Genomic DNA, 17,404 nt, shown 5'->3' on the forward strand with positions numbered 1-17,404 from the left:
AGAACACCCGCACCAGCCGGCACCGTCGGAATCAACATCCCCGACACAGCCGTCACAAACTAACCCGAGTGGCTCCACTCAGCTTGACATCGCGCGACGAAGGTACTTTCTCCGCAACTCAGCCAACGCGCGCGACAGCGGGAGGGCACACGAAAGAGGGACCCGACCGAAGTCGGGCCCCTCTCGAGATGGAACTGGTGAAGCTGGTGAAACTGGTGAAGCTGGTGTTACTTGGCTTCTTCGGCGTCTACCGCGGCGTCTGCCTCGGCCGGAGCCTCGGTGGATTCGTCCGTGGACTCCTCGGCGACCGGAGCCTCGGTGGGCTCCTCGGCAGCGGGCTCTTCGACAACCGGCGTGGCAGCCTTGGCGGATGACATCTTGGACTTCTTCACCTTCGGCGTGACGGGCTCGAGAACGAGTTCCATCTGAACCATCGAGGCGTTGTCGCCCTTGCGGAAGCCGAGCTTCGTGATGCGGGTGTAGCCACCCTCACGAAGAGCAACCTGCGGCGCGATCTCGGTGAAGAGCTCGTGCACGACGGTCTTGTCGCCGATGGTGGCGAGCACGCGACGACGAGCGTGCAGGTCGCCCTTCTTGGCGAACGTGATCAGTCGCTCGGCAACCGGACGCAGGCGCTTGGCACGGGTCTCGGTCGTCTTGATCGACTTGTGGGTGAACAGGGACGCGGCCAGGTTGGCGAGCATGAGGCGCTCGTGGGCCGGTCCGCCGCCGAGGCGGGCTCCCTTAGTGGGCGTAGGCATTGGTAATCTCCAGTATCAAAAGTCGAAAGTCAGTCTGAACGACTGCTTTAGATGGTTTCTTCGTCGTAACCGCTGTAGAAGTGAGCGCCGTCGAATCCGGGCACCGAGTCCTTGAGCGACAGGCCGAGCTCTACGAGCTTGTCCTTGACCTCATCCACCGACTTCTGACCGAAGTTGCGGATGTTCATCAGCTGGGTCTCCGAGAGGGCGACCAGTTCGCTGACGTTGTTGATGCCCTCGCGCTTGAGGCAGTTGTACGAACGGACCGACAGATCGAGGTCTTCAATCGGGATCGACAGCTCGTTCGAGAGCACGGCGTCAACCGGCGCGGGGCCGATTTCGATGCCCTCGGCGGCGGTGTTGAGCTCGCGGGCCAGGCCGAACAGCTCGGTCAGGGTGCGACCGGCGGATGCGATGGCGTCGCGGGGGGTGATCGCCGGCTTGGTCTCCACGTCAACGACGAGGCGGTCGAAGTCGGTGCGCTCACCGGCACGGGTGGCCTCAACGCGGTAGGTCACCTTGAGCACGGGCGAGTAGATGGAGTCGACCGGGATCTGGCCGGCTTCCGAGTACTCGTTCCGGTTCTGGGTGGACGACACGTAGCCGCGGCCACGCTCGATGGTCAGTTCGAGTTCGAACTTGGCCTTGTCGTTGAGGGTCGCGATGACGAGCTCGGGGTTAAGAACCTCGACGCCGGCCGGAGCCGAGATGTCGGCGGCGGTGACCTGGCCGGCACCCTGCTTGCGCAGGTACGCGGTGATCGGCTCGTCGTGCTCGCTGGAGATGACGAGGCCCTTGATGTTCAGGATGATCTCCGTGACATCTTCCTTGACACCGGGAACGGTGCTGAACTCGTGCAGCACACCGTCGATGCGGATGCTGGTGACAGCCGCGCCGGGAATCGAGGAAAGAAGGGTGCGGCGCATCGAGTTGCCGAGGGTGTAACCGAAACCGGGCTCAAGCGGCTCGATCGTGAACTTGGAGCGGAACTCCGAGACGTTCTCTTCGGTGAGCGTGGGACGCTGTGCGATAAGCACTATTGATTCCTTTCGGCTAAGTGTCCGCTATATGACACTTGCGATGATGTTTTGAGTTATGAAAGAAAACGAAGAACCGGTGAAGGAGCAGGCCCGCGAAGGCCTACTCCTTCACCGCAGGGTGGTTAGACGCGGCGACGCTTGGGCGGGCGGCAACCGTTGTGCGCCTGCGGGGTGACGTCGTTAATCGAACCGACCTCGAGGCCTGCGGCCTGAAGCGAGCGGATCGCGGTCTCGCGGCCGGAGCCCGGTCCCTTGACGAAGACGTCAACCTTCTTCATGCCGTGCTCCTGCGCCTGGCGGGCTGCCGACTCGGCGGCCAGCTGTGCGGCGAACGGGGTCGACTTGCGCGAGCCCTTGAAGCCAACGGCGCCTGAGGACGCCCAGCTGATGACCGCACCGGTGGTGTCGGTGATCGAGACGATGGTGTTGTTGAAGGTGGACTTGATGTGGGCCTGGCCCACAGCAATGTTCTTCTTTTCTTTCTTACGCGGCTTCCGTACGGCCGACTTGGGTGCTGCCATGAATTTCTCCTGAATCCTAAAGGCGTGGGCGCGCTGGGCCGAGGCCTAGCGAGCCTTCTTCTTGCCGGCTACGGTGCGCTTCGGGCCCTTGCGGGTGCGAGCGTTGGTCTTGGTGCGCTGGCCGCGAACGGGCAGGCCCTTGCGGTGGCGAATACCTTCGTAGCTACCGATCTCGACCTTGCGGCGGATGTCAGCGGCAACCTCGCGGCGGAGGTCACCCTCAACCTTGAAGGTTCCTTCGATGTAGTCACGGAGCAGGACGAGCTGGTCGTCGCTCAAATCCTTGACTCGGATGTTTCCATCGATTTCGGTGTCGGCGAGGGTCTTGAGGGCCCTCGTGCGTCCAACGCCATAGATGTAAGTCAGTGCAACTTCCACGCGCTTGTCGCGGGGAATGTCAACGCCGGCTAGACGTGCCATTGTGGCTTCTCCTGTAGATGAGTGGAGGTCTGTAGCAGCACCTGTGCATCGGCCTCCAACCGATGGTGTCGCCCCGAAGGGTTCCCGGTGCTGCTATGAAACTGTGGTGGTCGAGATCCGGCCGGCTGGGCGCCGGGTCGGACTCTAACCCTGGCGCTGCTTGTGACGCGGGTTTTCGCAAATCACCATGACGTTTCCGTTACGGCGAATTACCTTGCACTTGTCACAGATCTTCTTGACGCTGGGCTTGACCTTCATGGTGATTCCTTGTGTTCGCTGTCTTCGTACCCACGGGATGCCGCGGGCCGTTACTTACAGCAGCCGTTACTTGTAGCGGTAAACGATCCGGCCGCGGGTCAGGTCGTACGGGCTCAACTCAACGATCACGCGGTCCTCGGGGAGGATGCGGATGTAGTGCTGACGCATCTTGCCCGAAATGTGGGCAAGAACACGGTGGCCGTTGGTCAATTCAACGCGAAACATCGCGTTGGGAAGAGCTTCGACTACTGCGCCCTCAATTTCGATGACACCGTCTTTTTTCGCCATAGCCTCACTGTCGCTCAATGCATTGGTTGCTGGTCATGCGTGGATTGTGATGTAAAGACACGCCGGATTCGACGGTGCAAGACACCAAGGATCAACTCTAAGGTATGAAGTTGCCTTATAGCAATTCTCTCCTATAATCCCCGGCCTCCCGAGGAGGGGAATTAGGGGATCGGGACGGGCGTGATGCCGAGCGGCTTCAGGCCGGATGCGCCGCCGTCTTCGGCGGTGAGCACCCAGATGCCGTCCTTGTGCACGGCAACGCTGTGCTCCCAGTGCGCGGCGGCCTTCAGGTCGCTCGTGGCGACCGTCCACTCGTCCTCGCGCACGAACGTTTCAATGGAGCCGAGCACCACCATCGGTTCGATCGCGACGACCAGGCCGGGCTTGACGTCCGGGCCCTTCTGGCGCACCCGGTAGTTGAACACCGGCGGAGCCTCGTGCATCGAGCGTCCGATGCCGTGGCCGACGTAGTCGGTCAGGATGCCGTAGCTGCCCTGCGACTCGACGTAGTCCTCGATGGCCTCGCCGACCTCGTTGAGGTGCCGGGCCACGGCCAGGCGGGCGATCCCGTGCCACAGCGACTGCTCGGTGACCCGGGACAGCTCCTCGCGCGCGGCGACGAGCTCCGGGCGGGACGGGTCGGGGATCACGAAGGTGAAGGCGGCATCGCCGTTCCAGCCGTCGATGACGGCGCCGCTGTCGATCGAGACGATGTCGCCGGCGGCCAGGCGCCGTTCGGTCGGGATGCCGTGCACGACCTCTTCGTTGATCGACGCACACACGGTGTGCCGGTAGCCGGGTTCCAGCTTGAAGTTGGAGGTGCCGCCGAGGGCGACGATCGCGGCCTCAGCGGCCGCGTCGAGCTCCAGCGTCGAGACGCCCGGCCGCATGACGGCCCGGGCCGCGACCAGCGACGCCGCGGTCGCGAGGCCCGGCGCGATCATGAGGCGCAGCTGCGCCGGCGTCTTGTAAATCGAGCGTCGGAGGCTCATCGGATTCCCCGCGAACCGGTCAGGATGCTTCGACCGGGCGAACGGCATGCAGCCCCCGCGCGGCGAGGCCGACCAGGATGCGGTCGGTCACCTCGTCCACGGGACCAAGCCCGTCGACGGTGAAGACGAGGCCGCGCGACCCGTAGACCTCGGTCAGCGGCGCGGTCTGCTGCTCGTAGATGTCCATCCGGTGACGGATCACCTCGACGGTGTCATCCGCCCTGCCCTGTTCGGCGGCCCGCTTGAGCAGCCGGGCGACGACCTCGTCGGTGTCGGCGACGATCTGGACGACCGCGTCGAGTGCCGTGCCGTCGGCGAGCAGCAGGCGATCGAGTTCGTGCACCTGCTCGGTCGTGCGCGGGTAGCCGTCGAGGAGGAATCCGCCGGCGGCGTCGACCTCCTGCAGGCGGTCGTGCACGATCGCGTTGGTCAGGGAGTCCGGCACGTACTCGCCGGCATCCATGAACTTCTTCGCTTCGAGACCCAGTTCGGTGCCGTTCTTCAGGTTCGCCCGGAAGATGTCCCCGGTGGAGACGGCGGGAACGTCGAACGCCTCGGCGAGGCGCGCGGCCTGGGTTCCCTTGCCGGCGCCCGGCGGGCCGATCAGGAGCAGTCGGGTCATCGGAGAAGCCCTTCATAGTGACGTTGCTGGAGCTGCGAGTCGATCTGCTTGACCGTCTCGAGGCCGACGCCGACGATGATCAGGATGCTCGCGCCGCCGAACGGGAAGTTCTGGTTGGCGCCGATCGCGACGAACGCGATGAGCGGTATGAGTGCGATCAACCCCAGGTAGATCGATCCGGGGAGCGTCACTCGCGTCAGCACGAAGTCGAGGTACTCGGCCGTCGGGCGCCCGGCACGGATGCCCGGGATGAACCCGCCGTACTTCTTCATGTTGTCGGCGACCTCTTCGGGGTTGAAGGTGATCGCGACGTAGAAGTAGGTGAACCCGACGATGAGCAGGAAGTACATGAGCATGTAGAGCGGGTGATCGCCCTTGGTCAGGTAGTTCGTGATCCAGACAACCCAGGCTGCGGGCTCCTGGCCGGCCGCCGGCTGGTTGAACTGGGCGATCAGCGCCGGCAGGTAGAGCAGCGACGACGCGAAGATGATCGGGATCACGCCCGCCATGTTCACCTTGATCGGGATATAGGTGTTGTTGCCGCCGTAGGTGCGCTTGCCGACCATCCGCTTGGCGTACTGCACCGGGACGCGACGTTGCGACTGCTCGACGAAGACCACGGCCGCGACGATCAGCAGGCCGATCGCAAGCACGATAAGCAGGATGTCGATGCCGCGCTGCTGGGCGATCGACAGGAGCGAGTTCGGGAACTGGGCTGCGATCGAGGTGAAGATGAGGATCGACATGCCGTTGCCGATGCCGCGCTCGGTCACCATCTCACCCATCCACATGATGACGCCGGTGCCGGCGGTCATCGTGAGGACCATCAGCATGATGGCGTACCAGGCGTCATTGGTGAGCAGCTGCGAGCACTCGGGGCTGCCCGACGTGCCGAACAGGGCGCCACTGCGGGCGACGGTGATCAGCGTGGTCGACTGGAGGATGGCCAGCGCGATCGTCAGGTAACGCGTGTACTGCGTCAGCGTGCCCTGGCCGGACGCACCCTCCTTGTAGAGGGTGTCGAAGTGGGGGATGACCACGCGCAGCAACTGCACGATGATCGAGGCCGTGATGTACGGCATGATCCCCAGGGCGAAGATGGAGAGTTGCAGCAGTGCGCCACCGCTGAACAGGTTGACGAGCTGGTAGAGGCCGCTGGCGTCCTGGTTGGCTGCGAGACAGGCCTGGACGTTCCCGAAATCCACAAAGGGGGTCGGGATGAACGAACCCAGGCGGTACACCGCAATGACGATCAGGGTGAACCCGATCTTCCTGCGAAGGTCCGGTGTGCGGAATATCCGCGCAATGGCGCTAAACAAAAGGCCTCCAGTTAAATGCGTTGATCGAGCTTGTCGAGATCCGCCACTAATTTCTTGGTGGGATCACTCAACAAGCTCGACCAGCGTCTACGGACTTACTTGATCGAGCCACCTGCTGCGACGATCTTCTGCTCTGCTGAGCCGGAGACCTTGTCGACTGCAACTGTCAGCTTAACCGCAATGTCCCCGTTACCGAGAACCTTGACCTTCTCATTGTCGCGAACGGCACCCTTGGCAACCAGGTCGGCGACGGTTACGTCCCCACCCTTCGGGTACAGCTCGGCCAGGCGCTCCAGGTTGACAACCTGGTACTCGACGCGGAACGGGTTCTTGAACCCGCGCAGCTTCGGGGTGCGCATGTGCAGGGGCATCTGCCCACCCTCGAAGCCGATACGCACCTTGTAGCGTGCCTTGGTGCCCTTGGTGCCACGACCCGCGGTCTTACCCTTGGATCCTTCACCTCGGCCGACGCGCTGCTTGGCCTTCTTCGCACCGGGAGCCGGGCGAAGGTGGTGAACCTTCAGCACGTGCTCGCGGGTCTCGGTGGGCTCGGCGGCGGCCTTCTTCGGCGCGGCAGCCTTGGCCGGAGCCTTGGTTGCAGCAGCCGTCTTGGGCGCGGCGTCCTTGGCCGGAGCCTTGGCAGCAGCCTTCTTCGGCGCGGCAGCCTTGGCCGGAGCCTTGGCAGCTGCCTTGGCAGCAGCAGCCTTGGGGGCAGCCTTCTTCGCGGTGGCGGGCTTGTCGGCTGTCTTCTTGACAGCGTCCTTCTCGTCAGCCATTAGTCAATCTCCTCGACCTTCACAAGGTGAGCGACGGTGTTGACATAGCCACGGTTCTGCGAGTTGTCCTCGCGAATAACCACGGCGCCAATGCGTCGGAGACCCAGGCTGCGAAGCGTGTCGCGCTGGTTCTGCTTCTCACTAATTTTGGACTTGATCTGCGTCACTTTGAGGCGAGCCATCAGGCACCTGCCTTTGCTGCCGCTGCAGCAGCTGCTGCGTCGGCGTCGGCGCGCAGGAAACGGGCCGGAGCCACATCTTCGTACGCGAGGCCACGACGAGCTGCGACTGCACGCGGCTCTTCGAGCTGGTGCAGCGCCTCGACCGTAGCGTGGACGATGTTGATGGTGTTCGACGAACCGAGCGACTTGCTCAGCACATCGTGGATGCCGGCGCATTCAAGCACGGCGCGAACCGGACCACCGGCGATAACGCCGGTACCGGCAGCGGCGGGACGGAGCAGGACAACGCCTGCTGCTGCCTCGCCCTGCACCGGGTGCGGGATCGTCAGGCCGACGCGGGGAACGCGGAAGAAGTTCTTCTTCGCTTCCTCGACGCCCTTGGAGATCGCCGTCGGGACCTCGCGAGCCTTGCCGTAGCCAACGCCTACCAGGCCGTTGCCGTCACCGACGACAACGAGCGCGGTGAAGCTGAAGCGACGACCACCCTTGACCACCTTGGAAACGCGGTTGATGGTGACAACCCGCTCCAGGAACTGGCTCTTCTCGGCGTCGCGGCTGCCGCGGTCCTTGTTCGGGCTGCGCTCACGTCCGCCACGACGAGCCTCGCGGGGCTCGTTCTGGGGCGGAGTCGTTGATGCAGCGGTCTCCACTGGTGCCTCTGCAGCCACCACGGTCTCTTTTGTTGCTGTCTTAGCAGTTTCAGTGCTCACAGGTTCAATCCACCCTCTCGAGCTCCCTCGGCGATGGCCGCGACGCGACCCGCATACTTGCTGCCACCACGGTCGAATACGACGGCGTCGACACCGGCTGCCTTGGCGCGCTCGGCGACGAGTTCGCCGACCTTACGAGCCTTGGCGGTCTTGTCACCATCGAAGGTGCGCATGTCCGCTTCGAGCGTCGAAGCCGAAGCGAGGGTGAAACCCTTGCTGTCGTCAACGACCTGCACGAATACGTGGCGAGCCGAACGGGTGACGACGAGGCGCGGACGAACCGCGGTGCCCTCGATTTTCTTGCGAAGACGTGCGTGCCTGCGTCCGCGGGCAGCCGACTTGCTTTTTCCTCTAGTTCCGAGACCCATGGTTACTTACCACTCTTTCCGGCCTTGCGGCGAACAATCTCGCCGGCGTAACGCACACCCTTGCCCTTGTAGGGCTCAGGCTTGCGAATCTTACGGATGTTGGCGGCAACCTCGCCGACGGCCTGCTTGTCGATGCCACCGACCGTGAGGCGGTTGACGCTGTCCACGGTGAGGGTGATGCCGGCGGGCGGTTCGATGAGGACCGGGTGCGAGAAGCCGAGGGCGAACTCAACTGAGGTGCCCTTCTGCGCAACGCGGTAACCGGTACCGACGATCTCGAGGCCCTTGGTGTAGCCCACGGTCACCCCGATGATCTGGTTGGCGATCAGGGTGCGGGTCAGTCCGTGCAGCGAACGCGAGTTGCGCTCGTCGTCGGGACGCGTGACGACAACCTGGCCGTCTTCGACCTTGACCTCGATGGGCTTGGCGACGGTGAGCGCGAGCTCACCCTTCGGGCCCTTGACGCTGACGGCCTGGCCGTCAGCCTCCACCGTGACCCCCGCGGGGATCTGGATGGGAACTCTTCCAATACGTGACATTGTCGGCTACCACACGTAAGCGAGAACTTCTCCGCCTACGCCCTTCTTCTCAGCCTGGCGGTCCGTGAGGAGTCCGCTGGACGTGGACAGGATGGCAACGCCGAGGCCGCCGAGAACCGTGGGGATCTCGGTCGACTTTGCGTACACGCGAAGGCCGGGCTTGGAAACCCGCTTGATGCCGACGATGGAACGCTCGCGGTTGGGGCCGAACTTGAGGTTCAGCGTGAGGGTCTGGCCTACCTTGGCATCCTTGACGTCCCAGGCGGAGATATAACCCTGAGCCTTGAGGATGTCAGCGATGTGCGCCTTGAGCTTGCTGTGCGGCATCGACACTGTGTCGTGGTACGCCGAGTTAGCGTTGCGCAGTCTGGTCAGCATGTCTGCGACCGGATCTGTCATTGTCATGTTGTGGTGCCTTTCTCGCCTGGTTTCGTGCACCCGTTACACGGATGACGACCTTCGCGGCTGTGGGGCTGAACGGCTGTCCAGCCCCCGGGGGTAATACTGGCCCGTGTTACGGGGTGTTCTCGGCCGTCTTGAAGGGGAAGCCGAGCGCCTTGAGCAGCGCGCGTCCCTCTTCGTTGTTGCGGGCGGTCGTCACAACTGTGATGTCCATTCCGCGGATACGGTCAATCCGGTCCTGGTCGATCTCGTGGAACATTACCTGCTCGGTGAGACCGAAGGTGTAGTTACCGCTGCCGTCGAACTGCTTGTCCGAGAGGCCGCGGAAGTCACGGATACGGGGAAGCGCGAGGCTCAGCAGGCGGTCGAGGAATTCCCACATGCGGTCGCCACGAAGCGTGACGTGGGCGCCGATGGGCTGTCCCTCACGCAGCTTGAACTGCGCGATCGACTTGCGTGCCTTGGTGACCTGCGGCTTCTGGCCGGTGATCTTGGTGAGGTCGGCGACGGCGCCGTCCATGATCTTGCCGTCGCGGGCAGCCTCGCCGACACCCATGTTGACGACGATCTTCACCAGGTTCGGCACCTGGTGCACGTTGGTGAAACCGAGGTCCTTGGAGAGCTGGGCGGAGATCTCGTCGCGGTACTTCTGCTTGAGACGCGGCTGGATTTTGCCAGCTGCAACTGCTGTGTCAGTCATTACAGGTCCTTACCAGACTTCTTTGCGTAACGAACGCGGACCGTCTTGGTGACGCCGTCCTTCGTTACCTCTTCAATGCGAACTCCGACGCGAGTCGGCTTCTTGGACTCCGGGTCGACCAGGGCCACGTTGGACACGTGGATCGGGGCCTCCATGGTCTCGATGCCGCCGGTCTTGGTGCCGCGCTGGCTCTGGCCGACGCGGCTGTGCTTGGTGACGAAGTTGATGCCCTCAACGAGGACCCGGTTCTTCTCTACCTGCACTTCGAGGATGCGACCCTGCTTGCCTTTGTCGCCTCCGCGAGCCTGGCTGCGGCCGGTGATGACCTCAACGAGGTCACCCTTCTTGATTCTGGCCATGACTAAATAACCTCCGGTGCCAGCGAGATGATCTTCATGAACTTCTTGTCGCGAAGCTCGCGACCGACCGGTCCGAAGATGCGGGTGCCACGAGGGTCCCCGTCAGCCTTCAAGATCACTGCGGCGTTCTCATCGAACTTGATGTACGAACCGTCTGAACGACGGGTCTGCTTTTTGACTCGAACGATGACGGCTTTGACGACGTCACCCTTCTTGACGTTGCCGCCCGGGATGGCGTCCTTGACCGTGGCGACGATGACGTCACCGAGACCGGCGTAACGACGGCCTGAGCCGCCGAGCACGCGAATGGTCAACAGTTCCTTGGCACCCGTGTTGTCGGCAACCTTGAGTCGTGATTCCTGCTGAAGCACTTTCTAACTCCTTATGTCAAGCAAGCGCGAGGCTTACTTGGCCTTCTCGAGAATCTCGACCAGGCGGAAGCGCTTGGTGGCACTCAGCGGACGGGTCTCGCTGATCATGACCAGGTCGCCGACGCCGGCGATGTTCGCCTCGTCGTGCACCTTCAGCTTGGAGGTACGGCGGATGACCTTGCCGTACAGCGGGTGCTTCACGCGGTCTTCGACCTCAACGACGATGGTCTTGTCCATCTTGTCGCTGGTCACGAATCCGCGCATGGTCTTGCGGTAGCCGCGCTCGAGAGCCGTGGCCTCGGCTGCGACGACCTTCTCGTCTGACTTCGCCATGACTAGGCCTCCTTCGTCTCGACGGCCTCGGCTGAGACGTCATCCGTTACGGGTGCAGTCTCGGCCTTGGCCTTCTTGGTCGTCTTCTTCTCAGCCTTGGCCGGAGCCTCGACTGCGACGGGAGTGGCACGAATGCCCAGCTCGCGCTCACGGAGAACCGTGTAGATACGAGCGATGTCCCGCTTGACCGCGCGGAGGCGGCCGTGGCTTTCGAGCTGGCCGGTGGCCGACTGGAAGCGCAGGTTGAACAGCTCTTCCTTGGCCTTCTTCAGCTCGTCGAACAGTCGTTCGTTTTCAAAAGTGTCGAGCTCGTCTGAGGCGAGCTCCTTGGATCCGATCGCCATTATGCGTCGCCCTCCTCGCGCTTGATGATGCGTGCCTTGAGGGGCAGCTTGTGAATTGCGCGGGTGAGCGCTTCGCGAGCGACGGCGTCAGAGACACCGCTCAGCTCGAAGAGCACGCGACCCGGCTTGACGTTCGCAACCCACCACTCGACGGAACCCTTACCGGAACCCATGCGGGTTTCGGCCGGCTTCTTGGTGAGCGGACGGTCGGGGTAAATGTTGATCCATACCTTGCCGCCGCGCTTGATGTGACGCGTCATGGCGATACGAGCGGACTCGATCTGACGGTTGGTCACGTAAGCGGGGGTGATGGCCTGGATGCCGTATTCACCGAACGAAACGGTGGTGCCACCGGTTGCATGGCCACTACGGCCGGGGTGGTGCTGCTTGCGGTGCTTGACTCTGCGTGGAATCAACATGGTTATGCCTCAACTCCTGCCGCTGCGGCCGGAGCCGCAGGTGCCTCTGCGCGGGGCGCACGGCGGGGACGGTCGTCGCCGCCGCGGCGCTCGGGGCGCGATGACTTTGCGCTTGCCTGCTCGCGGGCGAGTTCCTTGTTCGTGATGTCGCCCTTGTAGATCCAGACCTTCACGCCGATGCGGCCGAAGGTGGTCTTGGCTTCGTAGAAGCCGTAGTCGATGTTCGCGCGAAGCGTGTGCAGGGGCACGCGGCCTTCGCGGTAGAACTCCGACCGGCTCATCTCAGCGCCGCCGAGACGGCCCGACACCTGGATGCGAACACCCTTGGCGCCGGCACGCTGGGCGCCCTGCAGGCCCTTACGCATCGCGCGGCGGAAAGCCACACGAGCGGAGAGCTGCTCGGCAATACCCTGGGCGACGAGCTGGGCATCCTGCTCGGGGTTCTTGACCTCGAGGATGTTCAGCTGGATCTGCTTGGCGGTGAGCTTCTCGAGGTCGGAGCGGATGCGCTCGGCCTCGGCGCCACGGCGACCGATCACAATGCCCGGACGGGCGGTGTGAATGTCGACGCGGACGCGGTCACGGGTGCGCTCGATCTCGATGCGGGACACGCCCGCACGGTCGAGGCTCGTGCTCAGCAGACGACGGATCTTGACGTCTTCAGCAACGAAGTCGCTGTAACGCTGGCCCGGCTTCGTGCTGTCAGAGAACCAACGCGACACGTGGTCGGTCGTGATTCCCAGACGGAAGCCATAGGGATTTACTTTCTGACCCATTACTTCGTCCCCTCCTCAGGAGTGGTGAGCACAACCGTGATGTGGCTGGTGCGCTTCTTGATCTGGAATGCGCGGCCCTGTGCCCGTGCCTGAAAACGCTTGAGGGTGGTTCCCTCATCGACGTATGCCTGGCTCACGAACAGGTCCTGCTCGTCCAGGTAGGTGTTCGCCGCGTCTGCCTTGACCCTCGCGTTAGCGATGGCCGAAGCAACCAGCTTGTACACCGGGTCGCTTGCACCCTGCGGTGCGAACTTCAGAATGCCCAGGGCTTCCTGCGCCTGCTTGCCGCGGATCAGGTTGACAACGCGACGAGCCTTCTGGGGGGTAACGCGGATGTGACGCACGCGTGCGATCGACTCCACCATTTCTTCTCCTCCTTCACGTCCCCGCGTTAGCGGCGACGGCCCTTCTTGTCGTCCTTCACGTGTCCACGGAAGGTGCGGGTGGGAGCAAACTCGCCGAGTTTGTGCCCAACCATGGTCTCGGTGACGAACACCGGGATGTGCTTGCGCCCGTCGTGCACGGCGATGGTGTGTCCCAGCATGGCGGGGATGATCATCGAACGGCGCGACCAGGTCTTGATCACATTTTTGCTGGAGGCTTCATTCGCCCTGACAACCTTGCGAAGCAGGTGGTCGTCAACGAAGGGGCCCTTCTTAAGACTTCTTGGCATCGTCTACTCCTACTTACGCTTCTTGCCGACGGTACGGCGACGAACAATGAGCTTGTCGCTTTCCTTGTTGATGTGCCGGGTGCGGCCTTCCTTCTGGCCCCAGGGGCTCACAGGATGACGTCCACCGGAGGTCTTGCCCTCGCCACCACCGTGGGGGTGGTCGACCGGGTTCATGGCGACACCACGAACTGTGGGGCGAACGCCTTTCCAGCGCATGCGGCCGGCCTTGCCCCAGTTGATGTTCGACTGCTCGGCGTTGCCGACCTCGCCGATCGTGGCGCGGCAGCGGGCGTCGACGTTACGGATTTCTCCGGACGGCAGGCGCAGCTGGGCGTAGATGCCATCCTTCGCGACGAGGCGAACCGATGCACCAGCGGAGCGGGCCATCTTGGCACCGCCGCCGGGGCGGAGTTCGATCGCGTGAATGATGGTACCGGTGGGGATGTTCTTCAGCGGCAGGTTGTTGCCGGGCTTGATGTCAGCACCGGCGCCCGACTCCACAATGTCGCCCTGGTTGAGCTTGTTCGGGGCGATGATGTAGCGCTTGGAACCATCCAGGAAGTGCAGCAACGCGATGCGTGCCGTACGGTTCGGGTCGTACTCGATGTGAGCGACCTTCGCGTTGACGCCATCTTTGTCATTGCGCTTGAAGTCGATCACGCGGTACTGGCGCTTGTGGCCACCACCGATGTGACGAGTAGTGATTCGACCCTGGTTGTTGCGGCCACCGGTCTTCGACAGGGGGCGGAGCAACGACTTCTCGGGGGTCGAACGGGTGATCTCTGCGAAGTCCGCAACAGATGATCCGCGACGACCCGGGGTCGTGGGCTTGAACTTACGAATAGCCATTTCTTAGTCCTCTTGTCCGCGCCGCTTAGCCGACGGCCGTGAAGATGTCGATGGAGCCGGACTTCAGCGTGACGATGGCACGCTTCGTGTCCTTGCGCTTGCCGAGTCCGAACTTGGTGCGGCGAGTCTTGCCCTGACGGTTCAGGGTGTTGATCGACGCGACCTCGACCTTGAAGATCTTCTCGATAGCGAGCTTGATCTCGGTCTTGTTCGCGCGGGGGTCCACAACGAAGGTGTACTTGCCTTCATCGATCAGGCCGTAGCTCTTCTCAGAGACGACCGGAGCGATGATGACGTCGCGGGGGTCCTTCTGGATCTGGGTAGCCATTATGCGGACACCTCTTCCTTCTTGGTCTTGCTCTCCACGAACGCGTCGAACGCGCCCTTGGTGAAGACGATGTCGTCGCTGACGAGCACGTCATAGGCATTCAGCTGGTCCCACGAAAGAACGTGGACCGTCGGGACGTTGCGCACGCTGCGAAGCGTGAGCTCATCGGTGCGCTCCAGGACGACCAGCACGTGCTTGCTGGTGGCAATCTTGGTGAGCAGCTCGATGGCGCCCTTGGTGCTGGGCGTCTCGGCGCTGAAGAGCGCCGTGACGACGTGCAGGCGGTCACCGCGGGCGCGGTCGGAAAGCGATCCGCGCAGTGCTGCCGCGATCATCTTCTTGGGGGTGCGCTGCTCGTAGTTGCGCGGCGTCGGGCCGTGCACGATGCCACCACCGGTCATCTGAGGGGCGCGGATCGAGCCCTGACGAGCGCGACCGGTTCCCTTCTGCTTGAACGGCTTGCGCCCTGCACCGGAAACCTCGCCGCGACCCTTGGTCTTGTGCGTGCCCTGGCGTGCGGCAGCGAGCTGCGCGACAACGACCTGGTGGATGAGCGGAACGTTGGTCTGAACGTCGAAGATCTCGGCGGGCAGCTCAACGGTGCCGGCCTTCTGACCCTTCGCGTCAATGAGGTCAAGTGAGTTAGCCATAGTGACTACGCTCCCTTCACTGCGTTGCGGACGAATACGAGGCGGCCCTTGGCGCCGGGAACGGCACCTTTGACCAGCAGGAGGCCCTTCTCGGCGTCAACCGCGTGAACCTTGAGGTTCATGACGGTAACGCGCTCTCCACCCATACGACCGGCCATGCGCATGCCCTTGAAGACACGGCTCGGGGTCGAGGAAGCACCGATGGAACCGGGCTTGCGGTGGTTACGGTGTGAACCGTGCGAAGCGGAAACACCCTTGAAGTTGTGGCGCTTCATGACCCCGGCGAAGCCCTTGCCCTTGCTGGTGCCCATGACGTCGACCTTGGTGCCGGCAACGAAGACACCGTCAACGGTGAGTTCCTGGCCCAGGGTGTAGTCAGCGGCATCCGCGGTGCGGAGCTCGGTGAGGTGACGGCGCGGCGTGACGCCGGCCTTGTCGAAGTGGCCTGCGGCCGGCTTGTTCACCTTGCGCGGGTCGATGGCGCCTGCAGCGATCTGAACGCCGGCGTAGCCGTCGATCTCCTTGCTGCGGATCTGGGTCACAACGTTCGGCGAGATCTCGATGACGGTGACGGGTACGAGCTTGTTGTTCTCGTCCCACACCTGGGTCATGCCGAGCTTCTTGCCGAGCAGACCCTTGGTGGTCTTGGTATCGGAGTAAGACATACCGGCCCCTACAGCTTGATCTCGATGTTGACGTCGGCCGGGAGGTCGAGACGCATAAGCGAGTCGACGGCCTTCGGCGTCGGGTCAATGATGTCGATCAGACGCTTGTGGGTGCGCATTTCAAAGTGCTCCCGGCTGTCCTTGTACTTGTGAGGCGAACGGATGACACACACCACGTTCTTCTCGGTCGGAAGCGGCACGGGGCCGACGACGGTGGCACCCGCACGGGTGACTGTGTCGACGATCTTGCGCGCCGAGGTGTCGATGACCTCGTGGTCATACGACTTAAGCCGAATGCGGATTTTCTGTCCCGCCATGTCGAACTCTCTCTCTGTCAAGGCTTCTTACATCCCGAAGGCTGCATTGGACGCCGTAGTAGCACTACTGCTGAAGCACCACTGTTCTTCTGTCAATTTCAGCTCACACCGAATGATCGGTCTTCGCCAAGGCCAACTCCCACGCACCGGCGAACCGGAGGGCGGACGTGGTTCTACCCACATCTTTTGAAGAGTTGATTCAAGCTGTGCTCTGCTACCCGCGGCCTAACCTGGGCTCCCCTGGGGAGCGGTTATGCACTGCCTGGCAGTGATTCCAGCCGCTGCGCAGAACGCGGGCCGAAAGTGTTGAACTAGAAGAGTCTGCCACACGGTTGATGCTTTCTGCAACCCGGGCGTGTCGCTTTGGGCGTGTCCCTCTCGCTCAATGCCCGCCCGGGAGTCGCGCGACGACGGTGCGGACGCGGGAACCCGCGCGCCGATGTGCATTCCTGCGAGTTTCTCCCGAATCTCGCGTTGCGCGGGTGGTGCGCCGCTGCGCGGGTGGCGCACGTCCCGCGCAGCGGCGTATTACCCGCGATTCAACCGCGAAGGTCCGACCGGAAGCCCGAGCTGGAGCAAACGCGCCCGTAGCCGGTACTGATTCAGCCCGGTGGCGGTGTCCCAGCGTGTGAACGCACGTACCTGTCGCCGGATGCCGTCCTCCCGCAGTTTCTCCGCGTACACCACCTCGGCCGGCGTCCGCCCCCCGAGCATCACCGGGTCGAAGTATTTGCCTGCACCGTCGCACTCGCCGACGGAGTCGTAGTCCCGCCAGAAGAAGTCCGTTTCCACGGCTCGGCCGTCAACCTCGAAGCGATGCTGGAGTTCCGGGACCGGGAATCCGCTCAGCGCGATGTTGACGCGGCTCCCCGATTCGCTGGAGGATCCGGACAGGTGGGTGCCGAAGTCGATGATTGCGCGCGCCCGAACGGATCCTCGGAAGGGAAGCATCCTTTCCCAGGTGTCAAATAGCTCCTCCTTGGTCGTCAAAGGGAGCACTCGGCCGAAGCGGTCGACTGCGAGCGCACGATCGACCGCCGCGACCGCCGACTTCAGATCCATGGTGGCGGCGAGATCGACGACCGTTCGCCCGACGGTCGTCAGGAGCACTCCATCGCGTTCGGTCACGTCTGCCTCGTGAATGCCCAATGCGTGCTTTCGAATCCCGGGATCAGACCGACCGCCGGCCGCGCGTTCGATCAGGAAGTGGACCTCCCGCGGCCATGGCACAAGAATCGGCAGCCCCCAGAGGACCGCGGCAGATTGATGGGATACCGGCAGGGAGCCCCTGCGGGCCAGCGCGCACCGCGCACCCGAAGCTCGTACTGCTGGTCCGGCGTGAACTCCCGCCAGCGAGCAGCAACGATGTACTGCCCGCGGTAGAACCGATATAGGTGCCCACGCCCAGCCAGGCGACGCAGA

The 17,404-nt window shown here is 63.2% G+C and carries 30 protein-coding genes; all 30 read right to left on the reverse strand.

Annotation, left to right across the window (positions count from 1 at the left end; translation table 11 throughout):
* Window positions 1-227: 227 nt before the first annotated feature.
* The 30 genes from rplQ to E3T54_RS08595 all read right to left on the reverse strand — a co-directional run bounded on the left by rplQ (window position 228) and on the right by E3T54_RS08595 (window position 17,110).
* Window positions 228-761 (reverse strand): 50S ribosomal protein L17, encoded by a 534-nt coding sequence (rplQ, locus tag E3T54_RS08450; protein ID WP_134475329.1) that lies wholly within the window; start codon window positions 759-761, stop codon window positions 228-230.
* A gap of 47 nt (window positions 762-808) precedes the next feature.
* Window positions 809-1,798 carry a DNA-directed RNA polymerase subunit alpha gene (locus E3T54_RS08455; protein WP_092322344.1) on the reverse strand — a complete coding sequence of 330 codons (990 nt, stop codon included), beginning with the start codon at window positions 1,796-1,798 and terminating at the stop codon, window positions 809-811.
* 125 nt (window positions 1,799-1,923) lie between these two features.
* On the reverse strand, window positions 1,924-2,322 hold the full coding sequence (gene rpsK / locus E3T54_RS08460; protein ID WP_092322345.1) for a 30S ribosomal protein S11: 399 nt from the start codon (window positions 2,320-2,322) through the stop codon (window positions 1,924-1,926).
* Between the two features lie 45 nt (window positions 2,323-2,367).
* A complete protein-coding gene (gene rpsM, locus E3T54_RS08465) occupies window positions 2,368-2,742 on the reverse strand; it encodes a 30S ribosomal protein S13 (protein WP_092322347.1) in 375 nt (124 codons plus the stop codon).
* Window positions 2,743-2,886: 144 nt separating this feature from the next.
* On the reverse strand, window positions 2,887-3,000 hold the full coding sequence (gene rpmJ / locus E3T54_RS08470) for a 50S ribosomal protein L36 (RefSeq protein ID WP_035834639.1): 114 nt from the start codon (window positions 2,998-3,000) through the stop codon (window positions 2,887-2,889).
* 66 nt (window positions 3,001-3,066) lie between these two features.
* A complete protein-coding gene (gene infA / locus E3T54_RS08475) occupies window positions 3,067-3,288 on the reverse strand; it encodes a translation initiation factor IF-1 (RefSeq protein ID WP_055811571.1) in 222 nt (73 codons plus the stop codon).
* Window positions 3,289-3,449: 161 nt separating this feature from the next.
* Window positions 3,450-4,280, reverse strand: a complete 831-nt coding sequence (gene map / locus E3T54_RS08480; RefSeq protein WP_134475330.1) for a type I methionyl aminopeptidase — start codon at window positions 4,278-4,280, stop codon at window positions 3,450-3,452.
* A 19-nt stretch (window positions 4,281-4,299) separates the two neighbouring features.
* A complete protein-coding gene (locus E3T54_RS08485; RefSeq protein ID WP_134475331.1) occupies window positions 4,300-4,902 on the reverse strand; it encodes an adenylate kinase in 603 nt (200 codons plus the stop codon).
* Window positions 4,899-6,221 (reverse strand): preprotein translocase subunit SecY, encoded by a 1,323-nt coding sequence (secY, locus tag E3T54_RS08490; protein WP_092322351.1) that lies wholly within the window; start codon window positions 6,219-6,221, stop codon window positions 4,899-4,901. Before secY ends, E3T54_RS08485 begins: the two co-directional genes overlap by 4 nt.
* Window positions 6,222-6,316: 95 nt before the next feature.
* Window positions 6,317-6,997: a 50S ribosomal protein L15 gene (gene rplO / locus E3T54_RS17310; RefSeq protein ID WP_134475332.1), complete on the reverse strand. Its 681-nt coding sequence runs from the start codon at window positions 6,995-6,997 to the stop codon at window positions 6,317-6,319.
* Entirely contained in the window at window positions 6,997-7,179 is a 183-nt protein-coding gene (gene rpmD, locus E3T54_RS08500; protein ID WP_174774754.1) for a 50S ribosomal protein L30, read from the reverse strand. The genes rplO and rpmD overlap by 1 nt, the downstream gene beginning before the upstream one ends.
* Window positions 7,179-7,850, reverse strand: coding sequence for a 30S ribosomal protein S5 (gene rpsE, locus E3T54_RS08505; protein WP_092322354.1), 672 nt, complete (start codon window positions 7,848-7,850; stop codon window positions 7,179-7,181). The genes rpmD and rpsE overlap by 1 nt, the downstream gene beginning before the upstream one ends.
* A gap of 35 nt (window positions 7,851-7,885) precedes the next feature.
* Complete coding sequence (gene rplR, locus E3T54_RS08510) at window positions 7,886-8,257, reverse strand: 50S ribosomal protein L18 (protein WP_092322356.1); 372 nt, start codon at window positions 8,255-8,257, stop codon at window positions 7,886-7,888.
* A 2-nt stretch (window positions 8,258-8,259) separates the two neighbouring features.
* Window positions 8,260-8,796 carry a 50S ribosomal protein L6 gene (rplF, locus tag E3T54_RS08515; protein WP_092322357.1) on the reverse strand — a complete coding sequence of 179 codons (537 nt, stop codon included), beginning with the start codon at window positions 8,794-8,796 and terminating at the stop codon, window positions 8,260-8,262.
* A gap of 6 nt (window positions 8,797-8,802) precedes the next feature.
* A complete protein-coding gene (rpsH, locus tag E3T54_RS08520) occupies window positions 8,803-9,201 on the reverse strand; it encodes a 30S ribosomal protein S8 (RefSeq protein ID WP_092322359.1) in 399 nt (132 codons plus the stop codon).
* 109 nt (window positions 9,202-9,310) lie between these two features.
* Window positions 9,311-9,898 carry a 50S ribosomal protein L5 gene (gene rplE / locus E3T54_RS08525; protein ID WP_092322360.1) on the reverse strand — a complete coding sequence of 196 codons (588 nt, stop codon included), beginning with the start codon at window positions 9,896-9,898 and terminating at the stop codon, window positions 9,311-9,313.
* Window positions 9,898-10,257: a 50S ribosomal protein L24 gene (gene rplX / locus E3T54_RS08530; RefSeq protein WP_092322362.1), complete on the reverse strand. Its 360-nt coding sequence runs from the start codon at window positions 10,255-10,257 to the stop codon at window positions 9,898-9,900. The genes rplE and rplX overlap by 1 nt, the downstream gene beginning before the upstream one ends.
* A 2-nt stretch (window positions 10,258-10,259) precedes the next feature.
* Complete coding sequence (gene rplN / locus E3T54_RS08535; protein WP_092322364.1) at window positions 10,260-10,628, reverse strand: 50S ribosomal protein L14; 369 nt, start codon at window positions 10,626-10,628, stop codon at window positions 10,260-10,262.
* A gap of 33 nt (window positions 10,629-10,661) precedes the next feature.
* A complete protein-coding gene (gene rpsQ, locus E3T54_RS08540; RefSeq protein ID WP_092322365.1) occupies window positions 10,662-10,961 on the reverse strand; it encodes a 30S ribosomal protein S17 in 300 nt (99 codons plus the stop codon).
* A gap of 2 nt (window positions 10,962-10,963) precedes the next feature.
* Window positions 10,964-11,305, reverse strand: a complete 342-nt coding sequence (rpmC, locus tag E3T54_RS17610) for a 50S ribosomal protein L29 (protein WP_134475333.1) — start codon at window positions 11,303-11,305, stop codon at window positions 10,964-10,966.
* Complete coding sequence (rplP, locus tag E3T54_RS08550; protein WP_092322369.1) at window positions 11,305-11,724, reverse strand: 50S ribosomal protein L16; 420 nt, start codon at window positions 11,722-11,724, stop codon at window positions 11,305-11,307. Before rplP ends, rpmC begins: the two co-directional genes overlap by 1 nt.
* A gap of 2 nt (window positions 11,725-11,726) precedes the next feature.
* On the reverse strand, window positions 11,727-12,500 hold the full coding sequence (gene rpsC, locus E3T54_RS08555) for a 30S ribosomal protein S3 (RefSeq protein ID WP_092322370.1): 774 nt from the start codon (window positions 12,498-12,500) through the stop codon (window positions 11,727-11,729).
* Complete coding sequence (rplV, locus tag E3T54_RS08560) at window positions 12,500-12,865, reverse strand: 50S ribosomal protein L22 (protein ID WP_092322372.1); 366 nt, start codon at window positions 12,863-12,865, stop codon at window positions 12,500-12,502. Before rplV ends, rpsC begins: the two co-directional genes overlap by 1 nt.
* A gap of 26 nt (window positions 12,866-12,891) precedes the next feature.
* Complete coding sequence (rpsS, locus tag E3T54_RS08565) at window positions 12,892-13,173, reverse strand: 30S ribosomal protein S19 (protein ID WP_092322373.1); 282 nt, start codon at window positions 13,171-13,173, stop codon at window positions 12,892-12,894.
* Between the two features lie 9 nt (window positions 13,174-13,182).
* Window positions 13,183-14,022, reverse strand: coding sequence for a 50S ribosomal protein L2 (gene rplB / locus E3T54_RS08570; RefSeq protein WP_092322374.1), 840 nt, complete (start codon window positions 14,020-14,022; stop codon window positions 13,183-13,185).
* Window positions 14,023-14,047: 25 nt separating this feature from the next.
* Complete coding sequence (gene rplW, locus E3T54_RS08575) at window positions 14,048-14,350, reverse strand: 50S ribosomal protein L23 (protein ID WP_092322375.1); 303 nt, start codon at window positions 14,348-14,350, stop codon at window positions 14,048-14,050.
* Entirely contained in the window at window positions 14,350-15,000 is a 651-nt protein-coding gene (gene rplD, locus E3T54_RS08580; RefSeq protein WP_134475334.1) for a 50S ribosomal protein L4, read from the reverse strand. The genes rplW and rplD overlap by 1 nt, the downstream gene beginning before the upstream one ends.
* A 5-nt stretch (window positions 15,001-15,005) precedes the next feature.
* Window positions 15,006-15,665: a 50S ribosomal protein L3 gene (gene rplC, locus E3T54_RS08585; RefSeq protein ID WP_092322377.1), complete on the reverse strand. Its 660-nt coding sequence runs from the start codon at window positions 15,663-15,665 to the stop codon at window positions 15,006-15,008.
* Between the two features lie 8 nt (window positions 15,666-15,673).
* Window positions 15,674-15,982, reverse strand: a complete 309-nt coding sequence (rpsJ, locus tag E3T54_RS08590; protein WP_005050520.1) for a 30S ribosomal protein S10 — start codon at window positions 15,980-15,982, stop codon at window positions 15,674-15,676.
* Window positions 15,983-16,510: 528 nt separating this feature from the next.
* Window positions 16,511-17,110 (reverse strand): hypothetical protein, encoded by a 600-nt coding sequence (locus tag E3T54_RS08595; RefSeq protein WP_134475335.1) that lies wholly within the window; start codon window positions 17,108-17,110, stop codon window positions 16,511-16,513.
* Window positions 17,111-17,404: the final 294 nt, after the last annotated feature.

The sequence above is a fragment of the Cryobacterium sp. Sr8 genome (genome assembly GCF_004403225.1).
Classification (GTDB): domain Bacteria; phylum Actinomycetota; class Actinomycetes; order Actinomycetales; family Microbacteriaceae; genus Cryobacterium; species Cryobacterium psychrotolerans.